Source organism: Prosthecomicrobium sp. N25, from assembly GCF_037203705.1.
Lineage (GTDB): Bacteria > Pseudomonadota > Alphaproteobacteria > Rhizobiales > Ancalomicrobiaceae > Prosthecodimorpha.
Window position 1 is genome coordinate 1,901,013 of the sequence record NZ_JBBCAT010000001.1, and the last position, 16,080, is coordinate 1,917,092.

16 protein-coding genes are annotated in these 16,080 nt (G+C 70.9%); 9 read left to right on the forward strand and 7 right to left on the reverse strand.

Going from position 1 to position 16,080, the window contains the following annotated elements:
* Positions 1-22: 22 nt before the first annotated feature.
* The 3 genes from WBG79_RS08565 to WBG79_RS08575 all read right to left on the reverse strand — a co-directional run bounded on the left by WBG79_RS08565 (position 23) and on the right by WBG79_RS08575 (position 2,962).
* Positions 23-1,984, reverse strand: coding sequence for a putative bifunctional diguanylate cyclase/phosphodiesterase (locus tag WBG79_RS08565; protein WP_337356686.1), 1,962 nt, complete (start codon positions 1,982-1,984; stop codon positions 23-25).
* A gap of 45 nt (positions 1,985-2,029) precedes the next feature.
* Positions 2,030-2,521: an oxidoreductase gene (locus WBG79_RS08570; protein WP_337356687.1), complete on the reverse strand. Its 492-nt coding sequence runs from the start codon at positions 2,519-2,521 to the stop codon at positions 2,030-2,032.
* Positions 2,522-2,668: 147 nt separating this feature from the next.
* Positions 2,669-2,962 (reverse strand): helix-turn-helix transcriptional regulator, encoded by a 294-nt coding sequence (locus WBG79_RS08575; RefSeq protein WP_337356688.1) that lies wholly within the window; start codon positions 2,960-2,962, stop codon positions 2,669-2,671.
* A 151-nt stretch (positions 2,963-3,113) separates the two neighbouring features.
* Here WBG79_RS08575 and WBG79_RS08580 point away from each other — a divergent pair, with 151 nt between their 5' ends.
* A complete protein-coding gene (locus tag WBG79_RS08580) occupies positions 3,114-3,569 on the forward strand; it encodes a hypothetical protein (protein WP_337356689.1) in 456 nt (151 codons plus the stop codon).
* Between the two features lie 125 nt (positions 3,570-3,694).
* On the forward strand, positions 3,695-4,525 hold the full coding sequence (locus WBG79_RS08585; protein WP_337356690.1) for a universal stress protein: 831 nt from the start codon (positions 3,695-3,697) through the stop codon (positions 4,523-4,525).
* Positions 4,526-4,755: 230 nt separating this feature from the next.
* Here WBG79_RS08585 and pcaG read toward each other — a convergent pair whose 3' ends face one another.
* From pcaG to pcaC, 3 genes are read right to left on the reverse strand one after another with little or no spacing between them, the layout of a single operon-like run.
* Positions 4,756-5,337, reverse strand: a complete 582-nt coding sequence (gene pcaG, locus WBG79_RS08590) for a protocatechuate 3,4-dioxygenase subunit alpha (protein WP_337356691.1) — start codon at positions 5,335-5,337, stop codon at positions 4,756-4,758.
* A gap of 4 nt (positions 5,338-5,341) precedes the next feature.
* A complete protein-coding gene (gene pcaH / locus WBG79_RS08595; protein ID WP_337356692.1) occupies positions 5,342-6,037 on the reverse strand; it encodes a protocatechuate 3,4-dioxygenase subunit beta in 696 nt (231 codons plus the stop codon).
* Positions 6,034-6,450, reverse strand: coding sequence for a 4-carboxymuconolactone decarboxylase (gene pcaC, locus WBG79_RS08600; protein WP_337356693.1), 417 nt, complete (start codon positions 6,448-6,450; stop codon positions 6,034-6,036). Before pcaC ends, pcaH begins: the two co-directional genes overlap by 4 nt.
* Positions 6,451-6,648: 198 nt before the next feature.
* On the opposite strand from pcaC, the gene WBG79_RS08605 reads away from it, so the two are divergent.
* The 7 genes from WBG79_RS08605 to WBG79_RS08635 all read left to right on the forward strand — a co-directional run bounded on the left by WBG79_RS08605 (position 6,649) and on the right by WBG79_RS08635 (position 14,745).
* Positions 6,649-7,755 carry a YeiH family protein gene (locus WBG79_RS08605; protein ID WP_337356694.1) on the forward strand — a complete coding sequence of 369 codons (1,107 nt, stop codon included), beginning with the start codon at positions 6,649-6,651 and terminating at the stop codon, positions 7,753-7,755.
* A gap of 91 nt (positions 7,756-7,846) precedes the next feature.
* Entirely contained in the window at positions 7,847-8,863 is a 1,017-nt protein-coding gene (locus WBG79_RS08610; protein WP_337356695.1) for a LacI family DNA-binding transcriptional regulator, read from the forward strand.
* Positions 8,864-8,902: 39 nt separating this feature from the next.
* On the forward strand, positions 8,903-10,195 hold the full coding sequence (locus WBG79_RS08615; RefSeq protein WP_337356696.1) for an ABC transporter substrate-binding protein: 1,293 nt from the start codon (positions 8,903-8,905) through the stop codon (positions 10,193-10,195).
* 534 nt (positions 10,196-10,729) lie between these two features.
* Entirely contained in the window at positions 10,730-11,581 is an 852-nt protein-coding gene (locus WBG79_RS08620; RefSeq protein WP_337356697.1) for a carbohydrate ABC transporter permease, read from the forward strand.
* The gene (locus WBG79_RS08625) at positions 11,578-12,384 is read left to right on the forward strand and encodes a carbohydrate ABC transporter permease (protein WP_337356698.1); all 807 of its coding nucleotides are present in this window, start codon (positions 11,578-11,580) and stop codon (positions 12,382-12,384) included. The genes WBG79_RS08620 and WBG79_RS08625 overlap by 4 nt, the downstream gene beginning before the upstream one ends.
* Positions 12,385-12,394: 10 nt before the next feature.
* Entirely contained in the window at positions 12,395-13,444 is a 1,050-nt protein-coding gene (locus WBG79_RS08630) for an ABC transporter ATP-binding protein (RefSeq protein WP_337356699.1), read from the forward strand.
* Positions 13,444-14,745, forward strand: coding sequence for an MGH1-like glycoside hydrolase domain-containing protein (locus WBG79_RS08635; RefSeq protein WP_337356700.1), 1,302 nt, complete (start codon positions 13,444-13,446; stop codon positions 14,743-14,745). Before WBG79_RS08630 ends, WBG79_RS08635 begins: the two co-directional genes overlap by 1 nt.
* Positions 14,746-14,817: 72 nt before the next feature.
* Here the strand turns inward: WBG79_RS08635 and WBG79_RS08640 are convergent, their stop codons facing one another.
* Positions 14,818-16,077 (reverse strand): TRAP transporter large permease, encoded by a 1,260-nt coding sequence (locus WBG79_RS08640; RefSeq protein ID WP_337356701.1) that lies wholly within the window; start codon positions 16,075-16,077, stop codon positions 14,818-14,820.
* Positions 16,078-16,080: the final 3 nt, after the last annotated feature.

Genomic DNA, 16,080 nt, shown 5'->3' on the forward strand with positions numbered 1-16,080 from the left:
GCGGAGCGGGGAGGGTCGCCCATCACGCGGCCTCGGTCCGCCAGACCGGCTGCGCGTCGCGGCGCATCCATTCGGCGAGCGCCGCGGCCGGCATGGGCGTGGCGAACAGGTAACCCTGGCCCTTCGTGCAGCCCGTCGCCATGACCAGCGCCGCCTGGCGCTCGGTCTCGATCCCTTCGGCGACGACCGAGAGGCCGAGGCTGCGGCCGAGGCTCACGATCGTCTGCACGATCGCGGCGCTCTCCAGTTCCTCGTCGAGCCCGAGCACGAAGGACCGGTCGATCTTCAGTTCGTCGAAGCCGAAGCCGCGCAGGTAGGAGAGCGACGAATAGCCGGTCCCGAAGTCGTCGAGCGAGACCCGGACGCCCATCTGGCGCAACTGGGCGACCAGCTGCCGGCTGCGCGCCTCGTCGCGCATCATGACCGATTCCGTGATCTCCAGCTTGAGCCGGCTCGGCGGAATGCCCGCGGCGGCGAGGCTCTCCGACACGAGGCGCGGCACGTCGGTCCGGATCAACTGGACGGTCGAGAGGTTGACCGCCACCGGCACGGGCAGCGCGAACGCGGCGGCGTCGCGGCAGGCCTTCTCGAGCACGATCCGGCCGATGTCGACGATCCGCCCCGAACTCTCCGCCGCCGGGATGAACTGGCCGGGAAGGACGATGCCGCGCGTCGGGTGGCACCAGCGCGCCAGGGCCTCCACCCCGACGATCTCACCGGACACCAGGTCGACCACCGGCTGGTAGAACGGCTCGAATTCGCCGCGTGTGACAGCCACGGCGAGCTCCGCCTCCAGCCGCCGCCGCGCTTCGATCTCCGCGCTCATGTCCGGCTCGTAGACGGCGATCATGCCCTTGCCGGCGACCTTGGCACGGTTGAGGGCGAGGTCCGCCTGCATCAGGAGGTTCTCGGCCCGGTCCGTCTCCGGGCCCCACAGAGCGAGCCCGATGGTGGCGTCCACCACCATGCGCTGGCCGTCGAGATCGTGCGGCCGGCGCAGCGCGTCGAGCACCGCCGCGGCGCGCTCCCGGGCGTCCTCGAGCCCCGTGACGTCGGCGAGCAGGACGAAGAATTCGTCGCCGCCGAACCGGGAGGCGACATTGCCCGGATGGCTGGCGATGGCGGCCGCCAGCCGCTGGCCGACGGACATCAGGAGCGCGTCGCCCATCAGGTGGCCGAGGGTGTCGTTGATCGGCTTGAAGCCGTCGAGGTCGATCGCCAGCACCGCGACGTGTCCCCCTTGCGCGGCCGCGAGCCGGGCGCGGAACGTCGCCCGGTTGGGCAACTGGGTCAGGATGTCGTGGGCGGCCACGAAGGCGTAGCGGTCCGACACGGCCTTCTGGTCGGCGTTGGACTGGCGCAACATCCGATTCTGCACCACCAGGAGCGCGACGAGAAGGAAGCCGCAGCTGAGCAGGCCGAAGATCAGCACCTGCTGAAGTCTCTGGAGCTGCAGAAGGTCCGCCCGGGTCTTTGCGATCTCGTCGTTGCTGTACGAGAAGGCGTCTGTGGCGACGCGGTCCACCAGGATTTCGGCTTCAGCCAGGAGCGGGCGCAACCCTTCGACGGCTCCCGGCTTCGCCAGGTCGGAGACCGGCGCCTCCATCGCGTCCACGAGGGTGGAAAGGCGCTCGACGGCGGCCGCGCGCTTTGGACCGGCCCTGACGAAGCTGCCGAAACTTCCGGTCCGCCAGGTCGTCACGCGGCTGACCAGGATCTGGTGGAACAGGGAGGCGGCCTCCTGGTCCGCGGGATTGCCGTCGAGAGCGAAGCCGAGGACATGGGCCCTGAGCGCGGACAGCTCCTCCCGCCCATGCGCGCCGGTCCAGGCCACGTCGTGACGGGTCGTCCGTTCCACCACGGCCTCGCTGCGCACCAGCACGGCCGGGACCGCCATTGCGGCGACCCCGAGAAACGGGATCAGGACCGCAAGGACGAACCGCAGCACGAACAGGCGGCTGTTCGGTTCCAAAAAGCGCCGCATCGCCGCACCCGTTCGGGCTGGAGGATCTGCCGGGGGCCTGTCGGCTCACTCCACGGTGATGCTGCGCACCTGCCAGACCGCGCGGCCATAGTATTGCTCGGTCTTCAGCTCGGGGCGGTCGTCGAAGGGATAGATGACGAAGAGCGGTCCCTTGTCCTTGACCTGCAGGTATTCCCCGCCGCGCTTGAGCGCCAGGATCGGCCGGAACTGCTCGAAATCGGCGACCGGGATTGCGCTCCGGTAGCGGTTGAGCGCCGTCACCTCGACGGTCTCGCCGCGGGCCTTGGCGACTTGCATGAGTCGGCTGAGCTCGACGCCCTCGAACACCTGGACGCCGTCGTGCCAGGGGGTTGCGGTCCGGATCGTGGTGAGCCCGAGCTTCTCCAGGTCGGCACGGCTGAACTCCAGCCTGCCTCCCTCGAGCTTGCCGTCGATCTGCAGGATGATGCGCCCGTCACCTTCGGCCGCGCCGGACGGGCCGGCGAGCGGGAGGAGGGCGAGGGCGGCCCCGGCAAGGAGAAGGCGGCGAGAGATCATGTCCGGTTCCATACGTTTCTGGTGTGGAGCCCATGATCTTCAGGAAGTGACAAGGTCCGGTTGGGATGACGGCTAAAATTTTAGAGACCGCTCCGAATCCCGCTGTTGCTCAAGCCGAATCGGCCTCGGCCCCGCGGTCGTCCGCCCTCACTCGTCGTTGGAGGCGTTGAGCTGGTCGGGCCGAAGCCCCTCCGCGCGGGCGAGCGGGCCGGCGAGGCGTACCCCGGGACCGTTGCCGTCCTCGTCGAGGAAGACGATCCCCGCCTTCTCGAGCGCGCCCAAGATCCGCTCGGCCGATCCAGCGGACGGCGTTCCCGGTCCCTCGGCGTCCTTCACCGCCCCTTCGTCGAGACCCGCGGCGGCGGCGAGGTCGCCCTCCGACCAGCCGAGGAGGGCGCGGGCGGCGGCGATGCGGCGGGGTTCTGTGCGGCTTCTGTTCATGGCGCTCTCCTGCATCTTCATCGAGTGACAACGCGCTGGCACGGCAGAGGTTTCGCTTCGTCCCGCTGCGGACGCTTCATCCCGCCGCGGCGAGGAACAGCCGTGGCGACCATGCGTTCTTGCTGCAGTCGAACACCCGAGGAGGAACCCCATGATCACTCTGAAGACCACCCTGGCCGGCGCCGCCATCGCGCTTCTCACCACCACCGCTGCCATGGCCGAATGCATGGACAAGAGCGCCTCCGGCAGCACCGGCTCGGGCTCCGTGACCATGAACGCCCCCCATGGTGGCACTGGCAGTGTCGGCGGCACCCGCGCAGACGGCAGCGCCGCCGGGACGAACCGGGTGTCGAAGGACGGTACCATGGCGCCGCTGCAGACCGACAAGTCCGGCTCGACCACGATGGGCGCCACCGGATCCGGCAGCGCGGCCACCGGCGCGACCGGCACCGGCAGTGCGCAGGGCCGCGTCGCCAAGGACGGCTCGAACATGCCGCTCGCCGGCCAGAACGGCGGAAGCCCGGACGTGGCGACCTCCGGCCAGGACGTCCAGTCCCAGCAGCATGGCGGCAAGACCGCCGCCCAGGCCGGCCGAACCGACTGCTGACCATCAATGCCGACGGCGGGACCGGGCGACCCCCGGGCCCGCCGCGCGAAAGCACCGCGCCCGCCGCCGAGGCTGGCCGGGGCGGAACGCTGTGCTAGGATCGGGCGCACCAGCGGAGGCGCCCCATGAAGACGATCCTTGTCCCCGTCGAACCGAATCCCGCCGTCTATCCGCTGCTCGACGTGGCCCTCATTCTCGCCGAGACCCTGGGCGCCTATGTCGAGGGCCGGCTGTCCACCTTCGACATGCCCGCCGTCGTCACCGAGATCGCCGGCACCTGGCCGATCCCCGAAGAGGTGCTGACGACCGGCCAGGTCGAGGGCGCCCGCAACCTCTTCACCACCTACATGAGTTCGCGCGGCCTCGCCGAGGCGACCGATACGTCGGAGGGCGCCGGCTGGCGCTGGGGCGGCGACAAGCCGCTGCGCGACGGAGAGGTCGGCGCCCTCGGGCGCATCTTCGACGCGATCGTGGTCGGCCGGCCCGACCCGGCCGGCGGCTACCCGCGCAACCTCACTTTCGAATCGGCCCTGTTCGAGAGCGGCCGCCCGCTCTTCGTGGCGCCGCCCATCCCGCCCACGACGATCGGCCGCACCATCACGATCGCCTGGAACGGCTCGACCGAGACCGCCCGCGCCGTCGCCTTCGCGATGCCGCTCCTCGCCAAGGCCGATCGCGTCATGGTGCTGACCGTGGAGGGCGCAACGGTGGACGGGCCGTCCGGCCGGCAGCTCGCTCGCATGCTCCGGCGCAACGGCATCCCCGCCGAGCCGGTAAGCCGCGAGGGCACGGCCCGCAGCAATGGCGAGATCATCCTCGACTACGCCATGAGCACGAACACCGACCTGCTCATCAAGGGTGCCTACACGCAGAGCCGCCTGCGCCAGATGATCTTCGGCGGCGCCACGCGCCACATCCTGGAAAACGCCCGCCTCGTGGTCTTCATGGCCCACTGAGAGCGCGGGCTCTCGGCCCACTGCGACCCTGCCGCAACACGCAATTCCTCTTGCCGCAGCTGACCCGCGCGCCGTGCGCGGCAGCCTTGCAGGATATTGCGTTGCGATCTCGCACCGCAGCATCCTAAATAGCCCTTGTGCGGTTCGCCGCACATGCCCTCCTTGGGCGTTTCCTCCCTATAGACTTGGACCGTCGGTTTGCCGGCGGTCTTTTTTTTGGCCGGACGGGTTCAGACGTCGAAGAACACCGTCTCGTCGTCGCCCTGCATGGCGATGTCGAAGTGGTAGAGCCCGCCCCCGAGCGCCCGGGCGACGAGGGTGCCGCGCCGCTCCTCCGGCACCAGCGCCAGCACCGGGTCCGCGGCGTTCGCCTCCTCCTCGTCCGCGAAGTAGATGCGCGTGTAGGCATGCAGGAGCAGCCCCCGCATCATCACGCAGACGTTGAGGTGCGGCGCCTCGCCGTCGTGGCCGCCGGGCTTGATGGTGTCGAAGACGAAGCGGAGGCTCGGGTCCGCGCCGGTCCCGCAGCGGCCGACCCCATGAAAGGCACCGCGGTCGGCGAAGTCGGCCTCATCGGGGTAGCGCCCGCTGGCGTCGGCCTGCCAGATCTCGATCATGGCGTCGTCGACGGGCGCGCCCGCTCCGTCGAAGACCTGGCCGAAGACGCGGATGCGTGGCCCCGGCGTGTCGTCGCGCGCAATCCGCCCGTCGGCGAGCTGGTCCCAGTCGTAGCCGTACTGGCGCGCCGTCAGTCCGTAGGCGAAATAGGGGCCGACGGTCTGCGACGGCGTCTGCGGCATGCGGTTGGTCATCGGGTCAGTCCTCCATCGGCGTGGCGTCGCGCCCGCGCAGCACGATGTCCCAACGATAGCCGAGCGCCCATTCCGGCTCGGTCGTGTCGATGTCGAAGTCGGCGATCATCAGCTCCCGCGAGCCGGGCGGCGCGCTGTTGTAGATCGGGTCGAGCGCCAGCAGCGGATCGCCGGGGAAGTACATCTGAGTGACCAGCCGGCTCGCGAAGCCCGGGCCGAAGAGCGAGAAGTGGATGTGATTCGGCCGCCAGGCATTGTGGTGGTTCCGCCAGGGATAGGCCCCGGGCTTGACCGACAGGAACCGGTAGCGGCCCTCATCGTCGGTCACGCAGCGTCCCGATCCCCGGAAGTTCGGATCGATCGGCGCGTCGTGCTGGTCGCGCTTGTGGATGTAGCGGCCGGCCGCGTTCGCCTGCCAGACCTCCACCACCGTGTTGCGCACCGGACGGCCGAAATCGTCGAGCACCCGTCCGGTGACGATGATCCGCTCGCCCAGCGGCTCGCCGTTGACCCGGCCGTTCCGGGTCAGGTCCGTATCGAGCGGCCCGACCCAGTCCTGCCCGAACCGTGGCCCGGCCAGTTCGCCCCGGCCGAGCGGAATGCGGACGAGCGGCTTCGTCGGCCCGCGCAGCCCCGTCGACTTGTAGCCCTCGTCGATCCATTTCGGCTGGCCCGCATAGTCCCTGGGCGTGAACGTCATGGCGTGTCCCCTCCCTCCGGCCAAGTCCGGCCGAGATCCGCATAGACCTTCTTGGCGATCTTGATGGCCGTGTTCGCCGCCGGCACGCCCGCGTAGATCGCCACGTGCAAGAGCGCCTCGCGCACGTCCTCCGGCGTCGCGCCCGTGTTGGCCGTGGCGCGGACATGCATGGCGAGCTCGTCATGGTGGCCGAGCGCGGCCAGGAGCGCGATGGTGACGATCGACCGCTCACGCAGGGTGAACTCCGGCCGGCTCCAGACCGTCCCCCAGGCCGCGCGCGTGATCAGGGTCTGGAACGGCTCGTCGAAGGCAGTCGTCGATGCCTGCGCCCGGTCCACGTGCGCGTCGCCCAGCACGCGGCGGCGGACCGCTTCTCCCGTCTTCTCGAGCGCACCCGGCGGGTCGTCCCCCATGCCGATCCTCCCATTGTTTTCGGGCACTGTGCGGCCCGGGACGGTGATCTGCAATGCCTCTCCCGGCGGCACTGCCACGCTACGCAATATTGCGGGCGCTCACGCGACGGACCCCGTGCAGTCGCGCCCGGTTTCGGGTTATGGCTTCGGCAAGAGCCGGGTCCGGACGAGCGTCGGCCGGCAGCGACGGGGGGGAGCATGACGACGGACAGGGTGGACGCCGGCCGGCGCGTGTCGATGGAGGCCTCCTTCGACAGCATGGAGGGCGTGTTCTACCAGGCCCCGCCGCCGTCGCGCGCGACCTGGCTGGACAGGCTGCCCCGGGCGGCCCTCCTCCGCGCCGTCTACCCGGGCGTCCTGACGGCCGGCACCATCGCGCTCGCCGCGACATGGCTCTCCCAGCACTACGCCACGCCCGTGATGCTCTTCGCCCTCCTGATCGGCATGGCCTTCCACTTCCTGCACGAGGAGGGGCGCTGCGTCGCGGGCATCGAGTTCTCGTCCCGCACGATCCTTCGCCTCGGCGTCGCGCTCCTCGGCGTGCGCGTCACCTTCGGCGAGATCGCCAGCCTCGGCCTGCAGCCGGTCCTGACGGTCGTGGTCGGCGTGGCGTCGACGATCCTGATCGGCCTGGCGGTCGCCCGCGCCTTCGGGCTCCGGCCCTGGTTCGGCATCCTCTCCGGCGGCTCGGTCGCCATCTGCGGCGCCTCCGCGGCGCTCGCCGTTGCCTCCGTTCTGCCCGACCGGGAGCGCGACGACCGGGACACGATCCTGACCGTCGTCACCGTCACGGCGCTCTCGACCATCGCCATGGTGGTCTACCCGGCCATCGTGGCCGCGCTCGGCTTCAACCACACGCAGGCCGGCATCTTCCTCGGGGGCACGATCCACGACGTCGCCCAGGTGGTCGGCGCCGGCTACATGGTGTCCAACGAGACCGGCGACGTGGCGACCTACGTGAAGCTCCTGCGGGTCGCCATGCTGCTGCCCGTCGTCTTCGCCATCGGCCTCTACGTCGCCCGCACCGGGGCCGGCGGCGGGACCGGACGGGCACCCCTCCCGACCTTCCTGTTCGGCTTCGCGGCCCTGATGGTGGTCAACTCCTTCGGCTTCATCCCGCCGGTCCTGGGGGCGATCATCACCGAGCTCTCCCGCTGGTGCCTGGTCGTCGCCATCGCGGCGCTCGGCATGAAGACCTCCTTCAAGAAGCTCCTCGCCGTCGGCTGGCGGCCGATCGGCCTCATGGTCATCGAGACCGTCTGGATCGCCGTCCTGGTCTTCGCCTCGGTCGCGCTGTTCACCTGACGTCCTGTCCGATTTCGGTCATTTGAACGAGCGCTCTTGCTATGTAACCGGTTTCATGGCATCGATGTAACCGGTTACATCGGGGGAGACGATGGCTGGCCTCAGGGACCTCGCACGTTCGCTCGGATTGTCGGTCGCGACCGTGTCGCGGGCGCTCGACGGGCAGGACACCGTCGCGCCGGCCACGCGCGAGCGGGTGCTCGCCGCCGCCCGGGCCGCCAACTACAGCCCGAACGCCGCCGCCCGGCGCCTGTCCAAGGGGCGCAGCGAAGTCGTCTCGCTCGTCCTGCCCACGGCCGTCGGCCAGTTCAACGAGCCGCTCTACATCCAGCTCCTGTCGCTGATCGGCCTCGCCCTGTCGAAACGCGGCTACGACCTCAGCCTCTTCGCCGCCCCGCCGGGGGAGGAGGAGGCCGCCCTCTACCGCCGCATCGTCGAGAGCCGCCGGGCCGACGGGCTCATCATCGTCCGCACCCGGCGCGACGACCCGCGCGTCCGCTACCTCCAGGACGTCGGATTCCCCTTCGTCTGCATGGGGCGCACGGACAGCGACCGTCCCTACGCCTATGTCGACGCCGACGGCGAGAAGGCGCTCCACGACGCCACCCGCCGGGTGATCGCGCTGGGCCACCGGCGCATCCTGCATCTCGCCGCGCCCTCCGCCTTCTCCTTCGCGGGCCATCGCCGGCGCGGCTACCTGCGCGCCATGGCGGAGGCGGGCCTGGAGCCGCAGGTCGTCGAATGCGTCGCCGACGAGGCGCACGGCCACGACGCCGCCCGCTCGAGTCTTGCCGGCCCCGGCCGCCCGACCGCCATCCTGGCCGCCACCGACCGGCAGGCGCACGGCGTCCTCCACGCCGCCCGGGAGGCGGGGCTCGTGGTTCCGCGCGACCTCTCGGTGCTCGGCTACGACAACCTGACGGCCTCCGCCTACACCGATCCGCCGCTCTCCAGTCTCGAGCTGCCGCTGGCCGACGCCTCGCGCAAGCTCGCCGACTTCGTCCTCGCCCGCATCGACGGCGTGCCGGCCGAGGATCTCCAGGCCGTCCTCGACGTCGTCGCGATCGACCGCGGCAGCGTCGGCCCGCCCCCTTCAGAGGGCGCTTGAAGACCCGGAATCGAAGCATCGAAAACAAGGAGGAAAGCCATGGGAGTCCACACGAATTTCCGTATCGCCGCGCTCGGTGCGGCCGCCTTCGCCGGCCTCCTGGCGGCAACCGCCGCGCCGGTCCGCGCCCAGGAGGTGGTCTTCCTGTCCACCCAGCTCCGCCCGATCGAGGAGGCCCAGAAGGTCCGCGGCGCGATCCTCAAGGGCGGCCCGAAGACCGCCTACGTCACCGAGGAGCCCGCGCCCTTCGTGGTCCGCGCCCGCGCCGAGCAGCAGGCCGGCAAGGTGTCGGCGAGCCTCTACGGCGCCGGCCACGGCGAGATGGCCCCGCTCGCCGGCACGCTCGAGCCGCTCGACGACGTGGTCGCCAAGCTCAAGGACCGTGGCTTCCCGCAGGGCCTGGTCGACGCCGGCAAGTTCGGCACCGGCAACGTCCTGATGATCCCCTGGATGCAGGCGAGCTACGTGCTCGTCGTCAACAAGCAGGCGCTGCCCTTCCTGCCCGCCGGCGCCAACGTCGAGGCGCTGACCTTCGACCAGCTCGCCCAGTGGGGCAAGGCGATCCAGGAGAAGACCGGCAAGCGCATGCTGGGCTTCCCGGCCGGCCCCAAGGGCCTGATGAATCGCTTCCTGCAGGGCAGCCTCGTGCCCGCCTACGCCGCCTCGACCGTCACCGAGTTCCGCTCCGCCGAGGCCGAGAAGGGCTGGACCGACCTGAAGGCGCTCTGGGCCTCCGTGAACCCGAACTCGACCTCCTACGACTTCATGCAGGAGCCGCTGCTCGCCGGCGACGTGTGGATCGCCTGGGACCACGTCGCCCGCGTCAAGGAGGCGCTGACGGCCGCCCCCAACGACTACGTGGTCGTGCCGAGCCCGGCCGGACCGAAGGGCCGCGGCGCCATGGTGGTGCTCGCCGGCCTCTCGATCCCCAAGGGCGCTCCGGACCGCGCCGGCGCGGTCGCCCTGATCGAGCACCTGACCAAGCCCGAGACCCAGGCGATCACGGCCGCCGAGGTCGGCTTCTTCCCCGTGGTCTCCGCCAAGCTCCCCGGCGACCTGCCTCCGGGCGTCAAGCTGATCGCCGACGGCCTCGCCAAGACGCAGGCCTCCAAGGACCTCGTCAACGTGCTGCTCCCGGTCGGCCTCGGCGACAAGGGCGGCGAGTTCAACAAGGTCTACATCGACACCTTCCAGCGCGTCGTCCTCAAGGGCGAGCCGGTCCGCGCCGTGCTCGACAGCCAGGCGGAGGCCCTCAAGGCCGTCATCGCCGCCTCCAAGGCGCCCTGCTGGGCCCCCGACGCCGCCTCGGACGGTCCCTGCCCGGTGAAGTGACGGCAGGTGCAGGGAGGGGCACACCCTCTCCCTGCCAGACGAAGGGAGAGGGCACCCCTCTCCCCGGCATCCCCGGACAAGGGCGCCTTGCGCCCGCAGATCCAGGGTCCAGCGCTGGCCACAGGGGCACGCCTGTGCCCCGACCCCCGCGCTGGCTCCCGGCTCTCCGCTCCGCTTCGGCCGGGAATGCGGGCGGCGGGTTCGGAGCAGCAGGGGAGGGGCCAGGTTTCTGCGTGGCGAGAACCCGGAGGAGAGGGCATCCCCTCTCCCCCACACCGAGGGAGCGGCACCCCTCTCCTAACGGGGAGCTAAAAGGCACTCCCTCTCCCCGCATCCCCGGACAAGGGCGCCTTGCGCCCGCAGATCCGGGGTCCAGCGCTGGCCGCAGGGGCACGCTCGTGCCCCGACCCCCGCGCTGGCTCCCGGCTCTCCGCTCCGCTCCGGCCGCGAATGCGGGCGGAGAGGGTGTGCCGTGACCCGAGCCCAAGTTCCAGACCGCGTCACCCGCCGTCAACCCGGAGGCATGACCTTCCGATGACCACGTCCCGCTTTCTGCCCTACGTGCTGATCGGCCCCGCCGTTCTGTTCCTGGCGGTGCTGTTCCTCGTGCCGCTGGTCCAGACCTTCGTGCTGTCGCTGACCGCCGAGGGCGGCGGCGTGTCGCTGGAGGCGTACCGGCGCATGGTGACGGACCTCAACTTCGCGGCCGCCGTGCGCAACACCTTCCTGCTCGTGGCCGTGGTGGTCCCCCTGCAGATCGCGCTCGCCCTCGGCATGGGGCTGATGCTGCAGAAGATGAGCGTCGGCCGCGACGTCGTCCTCTGGATCTGGACCATCCCGCTCGGCGTCTCCGACCTGGCGGCCGGGCTCGTCTGGCTCGCCATCCTGTCCGACGCCGGCTACCTGAACAGCGCGCTCGCGGCCCTCGGCGTGATCGAGGGGCGCACCTCCTGGCTCTCCTACGAGACGCCCGCCACCCTCTTCCTCGGCGTCGTGCTCGCGGAGGTCTGGCGGGCGACCGCGCTCGTCCTGGTGGTCCTGGTCGCCGGCCTCCAGCTCATCCCAAAGGAATACGCCGAGGCCGCCGAGGTCTTCGGAGCCGGCCCCTGGACGCGCTTCCGCCGGATCACCCTGCCGCTCCTGAAGCCGAGCCTGCAGTCGGCCCTGATCCTGCGCACGGTTCTCGCCTTCGAGGTCTTCGGCGTCGTCTACGCGCTCGGCGGCAAGAACCTGCCGGTGCTCGTCGGCGAGGCCTACCTCTGGCAGAACGAGAACCAGAACTACGCCGTGGCGGCCGCCTACGCGGTCCTGATCATGGCGATCTCGCTCACCGCCACCGCCGTCTACATCCGTCTCCTGCGCACGCCCCCGGAGGCCCGGCCATGACCGCCGCCCGCCGTCTCGTCTACGTCACCGGCGTCCTGACCCTCTGCGTCTGGATCCTGCTGCCCATCTACATGATCGGCCTCGGCGCCCTCGGGGGCCGGGCCGGCGCCTTCCGCTGGCCGAAGACGCTCTGGCCCGCGAACCTCTCCTTCGCCCAGTTGCAGACCTTCCTGGAGATCGAGGGGGTCTGGAACGCCGCGCTCAACTCGGTGATCGCCGCCGGGCTCACCATGCTGTTCTCGATCGCGCTCGGCGCCCCCGCCGGATACGCGCTCGCCCGCTACGACTTCCGCGGCCAGAACGCCTTCCGGCTCCTCGTCCTGATGACGCGCGCCTTCCCGCTCGCCATCCTGGCCCTGCCGCTGACGGTGAGCTTCATCCGCGTCGGCCTCTACGACACGCCGCTCGGCGTCTCGCTGATCCACACCGCGCTGGCGCTGCCCTTCGCGGTCCTGGTGCTGGCGAGCCTCTTCCAGGGCATCCCGCGCGAGCTCGAGGAGGCCGCCTGGGTGTTCGGCGCCTCGCGCTGGCAGGCCATCCTCAAGGTGGTGGTCCCGCTCGCCGCCCCGGGCCTCGCGGCGGCCGGCATCTTCGCCTTCGTGATCTCCTGGAACGAGGTCTTCGCCGCCAGCGTGCTGACCGTGCGCGAGCGGACGCTGACCGCCTACTTGCTCTCGGTCCTCTCCGAGAGCCCGCTCCACTACCGATTTGCCGGCGGCTTCGTGCTGATCGTGCCGTCGGTCGTCTTCATCTTCGCCGTGCGTCGCTACCTTTTCGCGATGTGGGGCATCGGCAACCGCTGAGGGATCCAACATGGCAGGCATCGTCATCGACCGGATCGCAAAGAACTTCGGCGCCGCCGTGGCGCTGGAGGAGATCAGCCTGGAGATCGCCGACGGCGAGTTCGTCGCCCTGCTCGGGCCCTCCGGCTGCGGCAAGACCACGCTTCTGCGCATCATCGCGGGCCTGGAGACCCGCTCCTCGGGCCGGGTCCTGATCGGCGGGCGCGACGTCTCCGACCTGAAGCCCATGCACCGCGGCCTCGCCATGGTGTTCCAGAACTACGCGGTGTTCCCGCACATGACGGTCTACGAGAACGTCGCCTTCGGGCTGCGGATGCAGAAACAGCCCGACGAGGTGGTCCGCCGCCAGGTCGACAAGGCGGCGCGGCTCCTGCACATCGAGCCCTACCTCGACCGCTACCCCGCCAAGCTTTCCGGCGGCCAGCGCCAGCGCGTCGCCGTCGCCCGTGCGCTCGCGGTCGAGCCGGCGGTGCTCCTGATGGACGAGCCGCTCTCCAACCTCGACGCCCTCCTGCGCCTCGAAATGCGCTCGGAGCTGAAGGCCGTCCTGCGCGAGGCCGGCACCACGACCGTCTACGTCACCCACGACCAGACCGAGGCCATGGGTCTCGCCGACCGCATCGCCGTGATGCACAAGGGCCGCATCGTCCAGTGCGAGCCGCCGACATCGGTCTACACCACGCCCGCCACCCGCTTCGTCGGCGGCTTCGTCGGCTCGCCGCCCATGAACTTCGTCGCCGCCGAGGCGCGCGGCGGGCGCGTCCGCCTGGGGGCCGCCGAGTTCGCCGCCCCGCGCGACGGCGCCATCGTGGTCGGCTTCCGCGGCGAGGACGCCGGTCTGCTGCCGGCCGGAGAGGGGGTTCCGTTCCGGGTCCGCGTCGCCGAGCCGATGGGCTCCCACCTGCTCCTGACGGGCACCGTCGGCGACGACCTCGCCCGCGTGGTCGCTCCGCCGACCGCCGCCGTGCGCGGCGGCGAGGTGATCGGCCTCGCGCTCGATCCCGCCCGACTGGTCTTCATCGATCCCGCCACCGAGGTGGCGATCCGGAGTGCAGCCTGATGCCCGCCCAGACCGTCCGCGCCATCCTCGCCGCCAATGACCGCGGCGGCTACACGGTCCCCAACAACCGGGTCTACCCGTTCCAGTGGAACTGGGATTCCGCCTTCGTCGCCATGGGCTTCGCCCTTCTCGACGAGGACCGCGCCTTCACCGAGCTCGAGCGCCTGTTCGAGGCCCAGTGGCCGGACGGCATGGTCCCGCACATCGTCTTCCACGTCGACGCCGAGGGCTACTACCCGGGCCCGGAGCACTGGGGCACGCCCGCCACCGCGCCGCGCAGCTCCGGCATCACCCAGCCCCCGGTCGCCGCCTCCGCGGCCTGGCGCATTGTCGAAGCGGCGCGCGACCGCGTCGCCGCCGAGGCGCGCGCGCGGGCGCTGCTGCCGAAGCTGTTCGCCTCCCATGCCTGGTGGCACGAGGTGCGCGACCCGGACGGCTCCGGCCTCGTCCGCGTCGTCAACCCGTGGGAGACCGGGCGCGACAACTCCCCCGAATGGGACGCCCCGCTCGCCGCCGTGGTGCCCACGGTGAGCGTCGGCCACCTCCGCCAGGACAACAAGCGCGTCGACCCGAAGGAACGTCCGACCGACGACTTCTACAATCGCGTCATGACCCTGGTGACCGCCGCCCGCGCGACCGGCTGGGACAACCGCCGCATCGCCGTGGAGTCCGCCTTCCGGGTCTGCGACATCGGCATCCAGTCGATCCTGATCCGCGCCGACCGGGACCTCGCCGCGCTCGCCCGCGCGCTCGCAGAGCCCGGGATGGCGGCGCGCCTGGAGGCCTGGGCGGACCGATCCGCCGCCGCCCTCGCGGGCCTCGTCGCCCCGGACGGGAGCTGGCGCTCGAAGGACCTCGTCTCCGGCCGCCTCGCCGACGCCTCCGTCTCGGCGGGCTTCCTCCCGCTCTACGCGCGGGCCGCGAGCCAGGCCGAGGCGGACGCGGCGGCGGCGCGCTTCCGCGCCTGGGCCGGCCGGGTCGCCCGCATGGTCCCGTCGACCGATCCCGGCGACCCGCGCTTCGACCCCCACCGCTACTGGCGCGGGCCGGTCTGGTCCGTCGTGAACTTCATGATCGCGGACGGCTTCGCCCACTACGGGCATGACGACATCGCCGCGCGCATCCGCCGCGATACCGGGCAACTCACCACCCGGCACGGCTTCGCCGAGTATTTCGATCCGGTCACCGGGGCGCCGCTCGGCGGTCGCGACTTCTCCTGGACGGCCGCGATCGCGCTGCTCTGGAACCTGGTCGGCGTCGACCAGCCGGTCGGCGGAGAGTCGGATCCGCCCGCGGCCTGAGCCGCGGACGGACCTGCGCGTCGGCGGCCCTCGGGGCGGGCCGCCGACATGCCGTCTTCGGCCACTTGCGGGTCAGTAGAGCGTCAGGGCCGGCACGTAGCTGAGCGCCGCCAGCAGGGCGAGCGCCACGAAGAAGAAGGGCCAGAGCTCGCGCGTCGTGTCGCTGAGACTGGATTTCGCGATCGAGGCGGAGATGAAGAGCGTGGTCCCGATCGGCGGCGTGTAGAGCCCGATGCCCAGGTTCAGCACCATGACCAGGCCGAGCTGGACCGGGTCCATGCCGATCTGCTGGGCGATCGGCACGAAGATCGGCCCGAGCAGCAGGATCGCGGGCGGCAGGTCGAGCGGCATGCCGACGACCAGCATGAGCACGTTCATCGCCATGATGATCGCCCAGGGGTTCGTGATCGTCTCGGCCACCCAGGTCGAGAAGCGCAGCGGGATCTGGTCGAAGGTCAGGATCCAGCCGCACACGGCGCTGCCCATGATGACCAGCATCACCACCCCGGTCGCCTGTCCGGCCTCGATCATGGCCTCGACGAAGCGGCCCGGGGTGAGGTCGCGGTAGAGGAAGACGCTGAGCACGATGGCGTAGAGGACCGCCAGCACTGCCATCTCGGTCGGCGTCGCGAAGCCGAAGCGCAGGCCCACCAGGATCAGGACCGGCATGGCGAGGGCGGGCGACGAGCGGAGCGCCAGGCGCCCGAGGTCGGCCCGGCTGACGATCGTTTCGCTGTGCCGGTAGCCCCGCTTCTTGGAGATGAACCAGCAGACCGCGATGAACCCCGCCGCCATGAGGATGCCGGGCAGCACGCCGGCGACGAAGAGGTCGGCGACGCTCGTCCCGCTGACGAGCGAGTAGAGGATCATCGGGATCGACGGCGGGATCAGGATGTCGATCACCGCCGAGGTCGAGTTGTTGGCCGCGCAGAGGGGCGCCGGATAGCCGCGCTTGACCTGCCAGGGGATCAGCACCGAGCCGAGCGCCGAGGCGTTGGCGACGGCACTGCCCGAGACCCCGCCGAACACGCAGGAGGCGACCACGGTGGTGGAGAGCTCGCCGCCCGTCCAGCGCTTCATGCCCTCCGAGGCGAAGTGCAGAAGGTCCTGCCCGAGCCGCCCGCCCATCATGAGGCTGCCGGCGAGCATGAAGAAGGGCAGCGCCAGCATGGGGAAGGACTGGGTCTGCTGGAACATCTGCTGGACGACGATCAGGGGCGGCAGCGTGCCGTCCCACAGGATGGCGGCCGCGGACGCGATGACGAGCCCGTGCCCGACCGGGACGGCCAGGACCATGAGCACGCAGAAGGCCAGGACCAGGATCGTGCTCACGGG

Coding starts and splice junctions, on each gene's coding strand:
- WBG79_RS08565 (WP_337356686.1), bottom strand. CDS start 1,984: ATGCGGCGCTTTTTGGAACCGAACAGCCGCCTGTTCGTGCTGCGGTTC.
- WBG79_RS08570 (WP_337356687.1), bottom strand. CDS start 2,521: ATGATCTCTCGCCGCCTTCTCCTTGCCGGGGCCGCCCTCGCCCTCCTC.
- WBG79_RS08575 (WP_337356688.1), bottom strand. CDS start 2,962: ATGAACAGAAGCCGCACAGAACCCCGCCGCATCGCCGCCGCCCGCGCC.
- WBG79_RS08580 (WP_337356689.1), top strand. CDS start 3,114: ATGATCACTCTGAAGACCACCCTGGCCGGCGCCGCCATCGCGCTTCTC.
- WBG79_RS08585 (WP_337356690.1), top strand. CDS start 3,695: ATGAAGACGATCCTTGTCCCCGTCGAACCGAATCCCGCCGTCTATCCG.
- pcaG (WP_337356691.1), bottom strand. CDS start 5,337: ATGACCAACCGCATGCCGCAGACGCCGTCGCAGACCGTCGGCCCCTAT.
- pcaH (WP_337356692.1), bottom strand. CDS start 6,037: ATGACGTTCACGCCCAGGGACTATGCGGGCCAGCCGAAATGGATCGAC.
- pcaC (WP_337356693.1), bottom strand. CDS start 6,450: ATGGGGGACGACCCGCCGGGTGCGCTCGAGAAGACGGGAGAAGCGGTC.
- WBG79_RS08605 (WP_337356694.1), top strand. CDS start 6,649: ATGACGACGGACAGGGTGGACGCCGGCCGGCGCGTGTCGATGGAGGCC.
- WBG79_RS08610 (WP_337356695.1), top strand. CDS start 7,847: ATGGCTGGCCTCAGGGACCTCGCACGTTCGCTCGGATTGTCGGTCGCG.
- WBG79_RS08615 (WP_337356696.1), top strand. CDS start 8,903: ATGGGAGTCCACACGAATTTCCGTATCGCCGCGCTCGGTGCGGCCGCC.
- WBG79_RS08620 (WP_337356697.1), top strand. CDS start 10,730: ATGACCACGTCCCGCTTTCTGCCCTACGTGCTGATCGGCCCCGCCGTT.
- WBG79_RS08625 (WP_337356698.1), top strand. CDS start 11,578: ATGACCGCCGCCCGCCGTCTCGTCTACGTCACCGGCGTCCTGACCCTC.
- WBG79_RS08630 (WP_337356699.1), top strand. CDS start 12,395: ATGGCAGGCATCGTCATCGACCGGATCGCAAAGAACTTCGGCGCCGCC.
- WBG79_RS08635 (WP_337356700.1), top strand. CDS start 13,444: ATGCCCGCCCAGACCGTCCGCGCCATCCTCGCCGCCAATGACCGCGGC.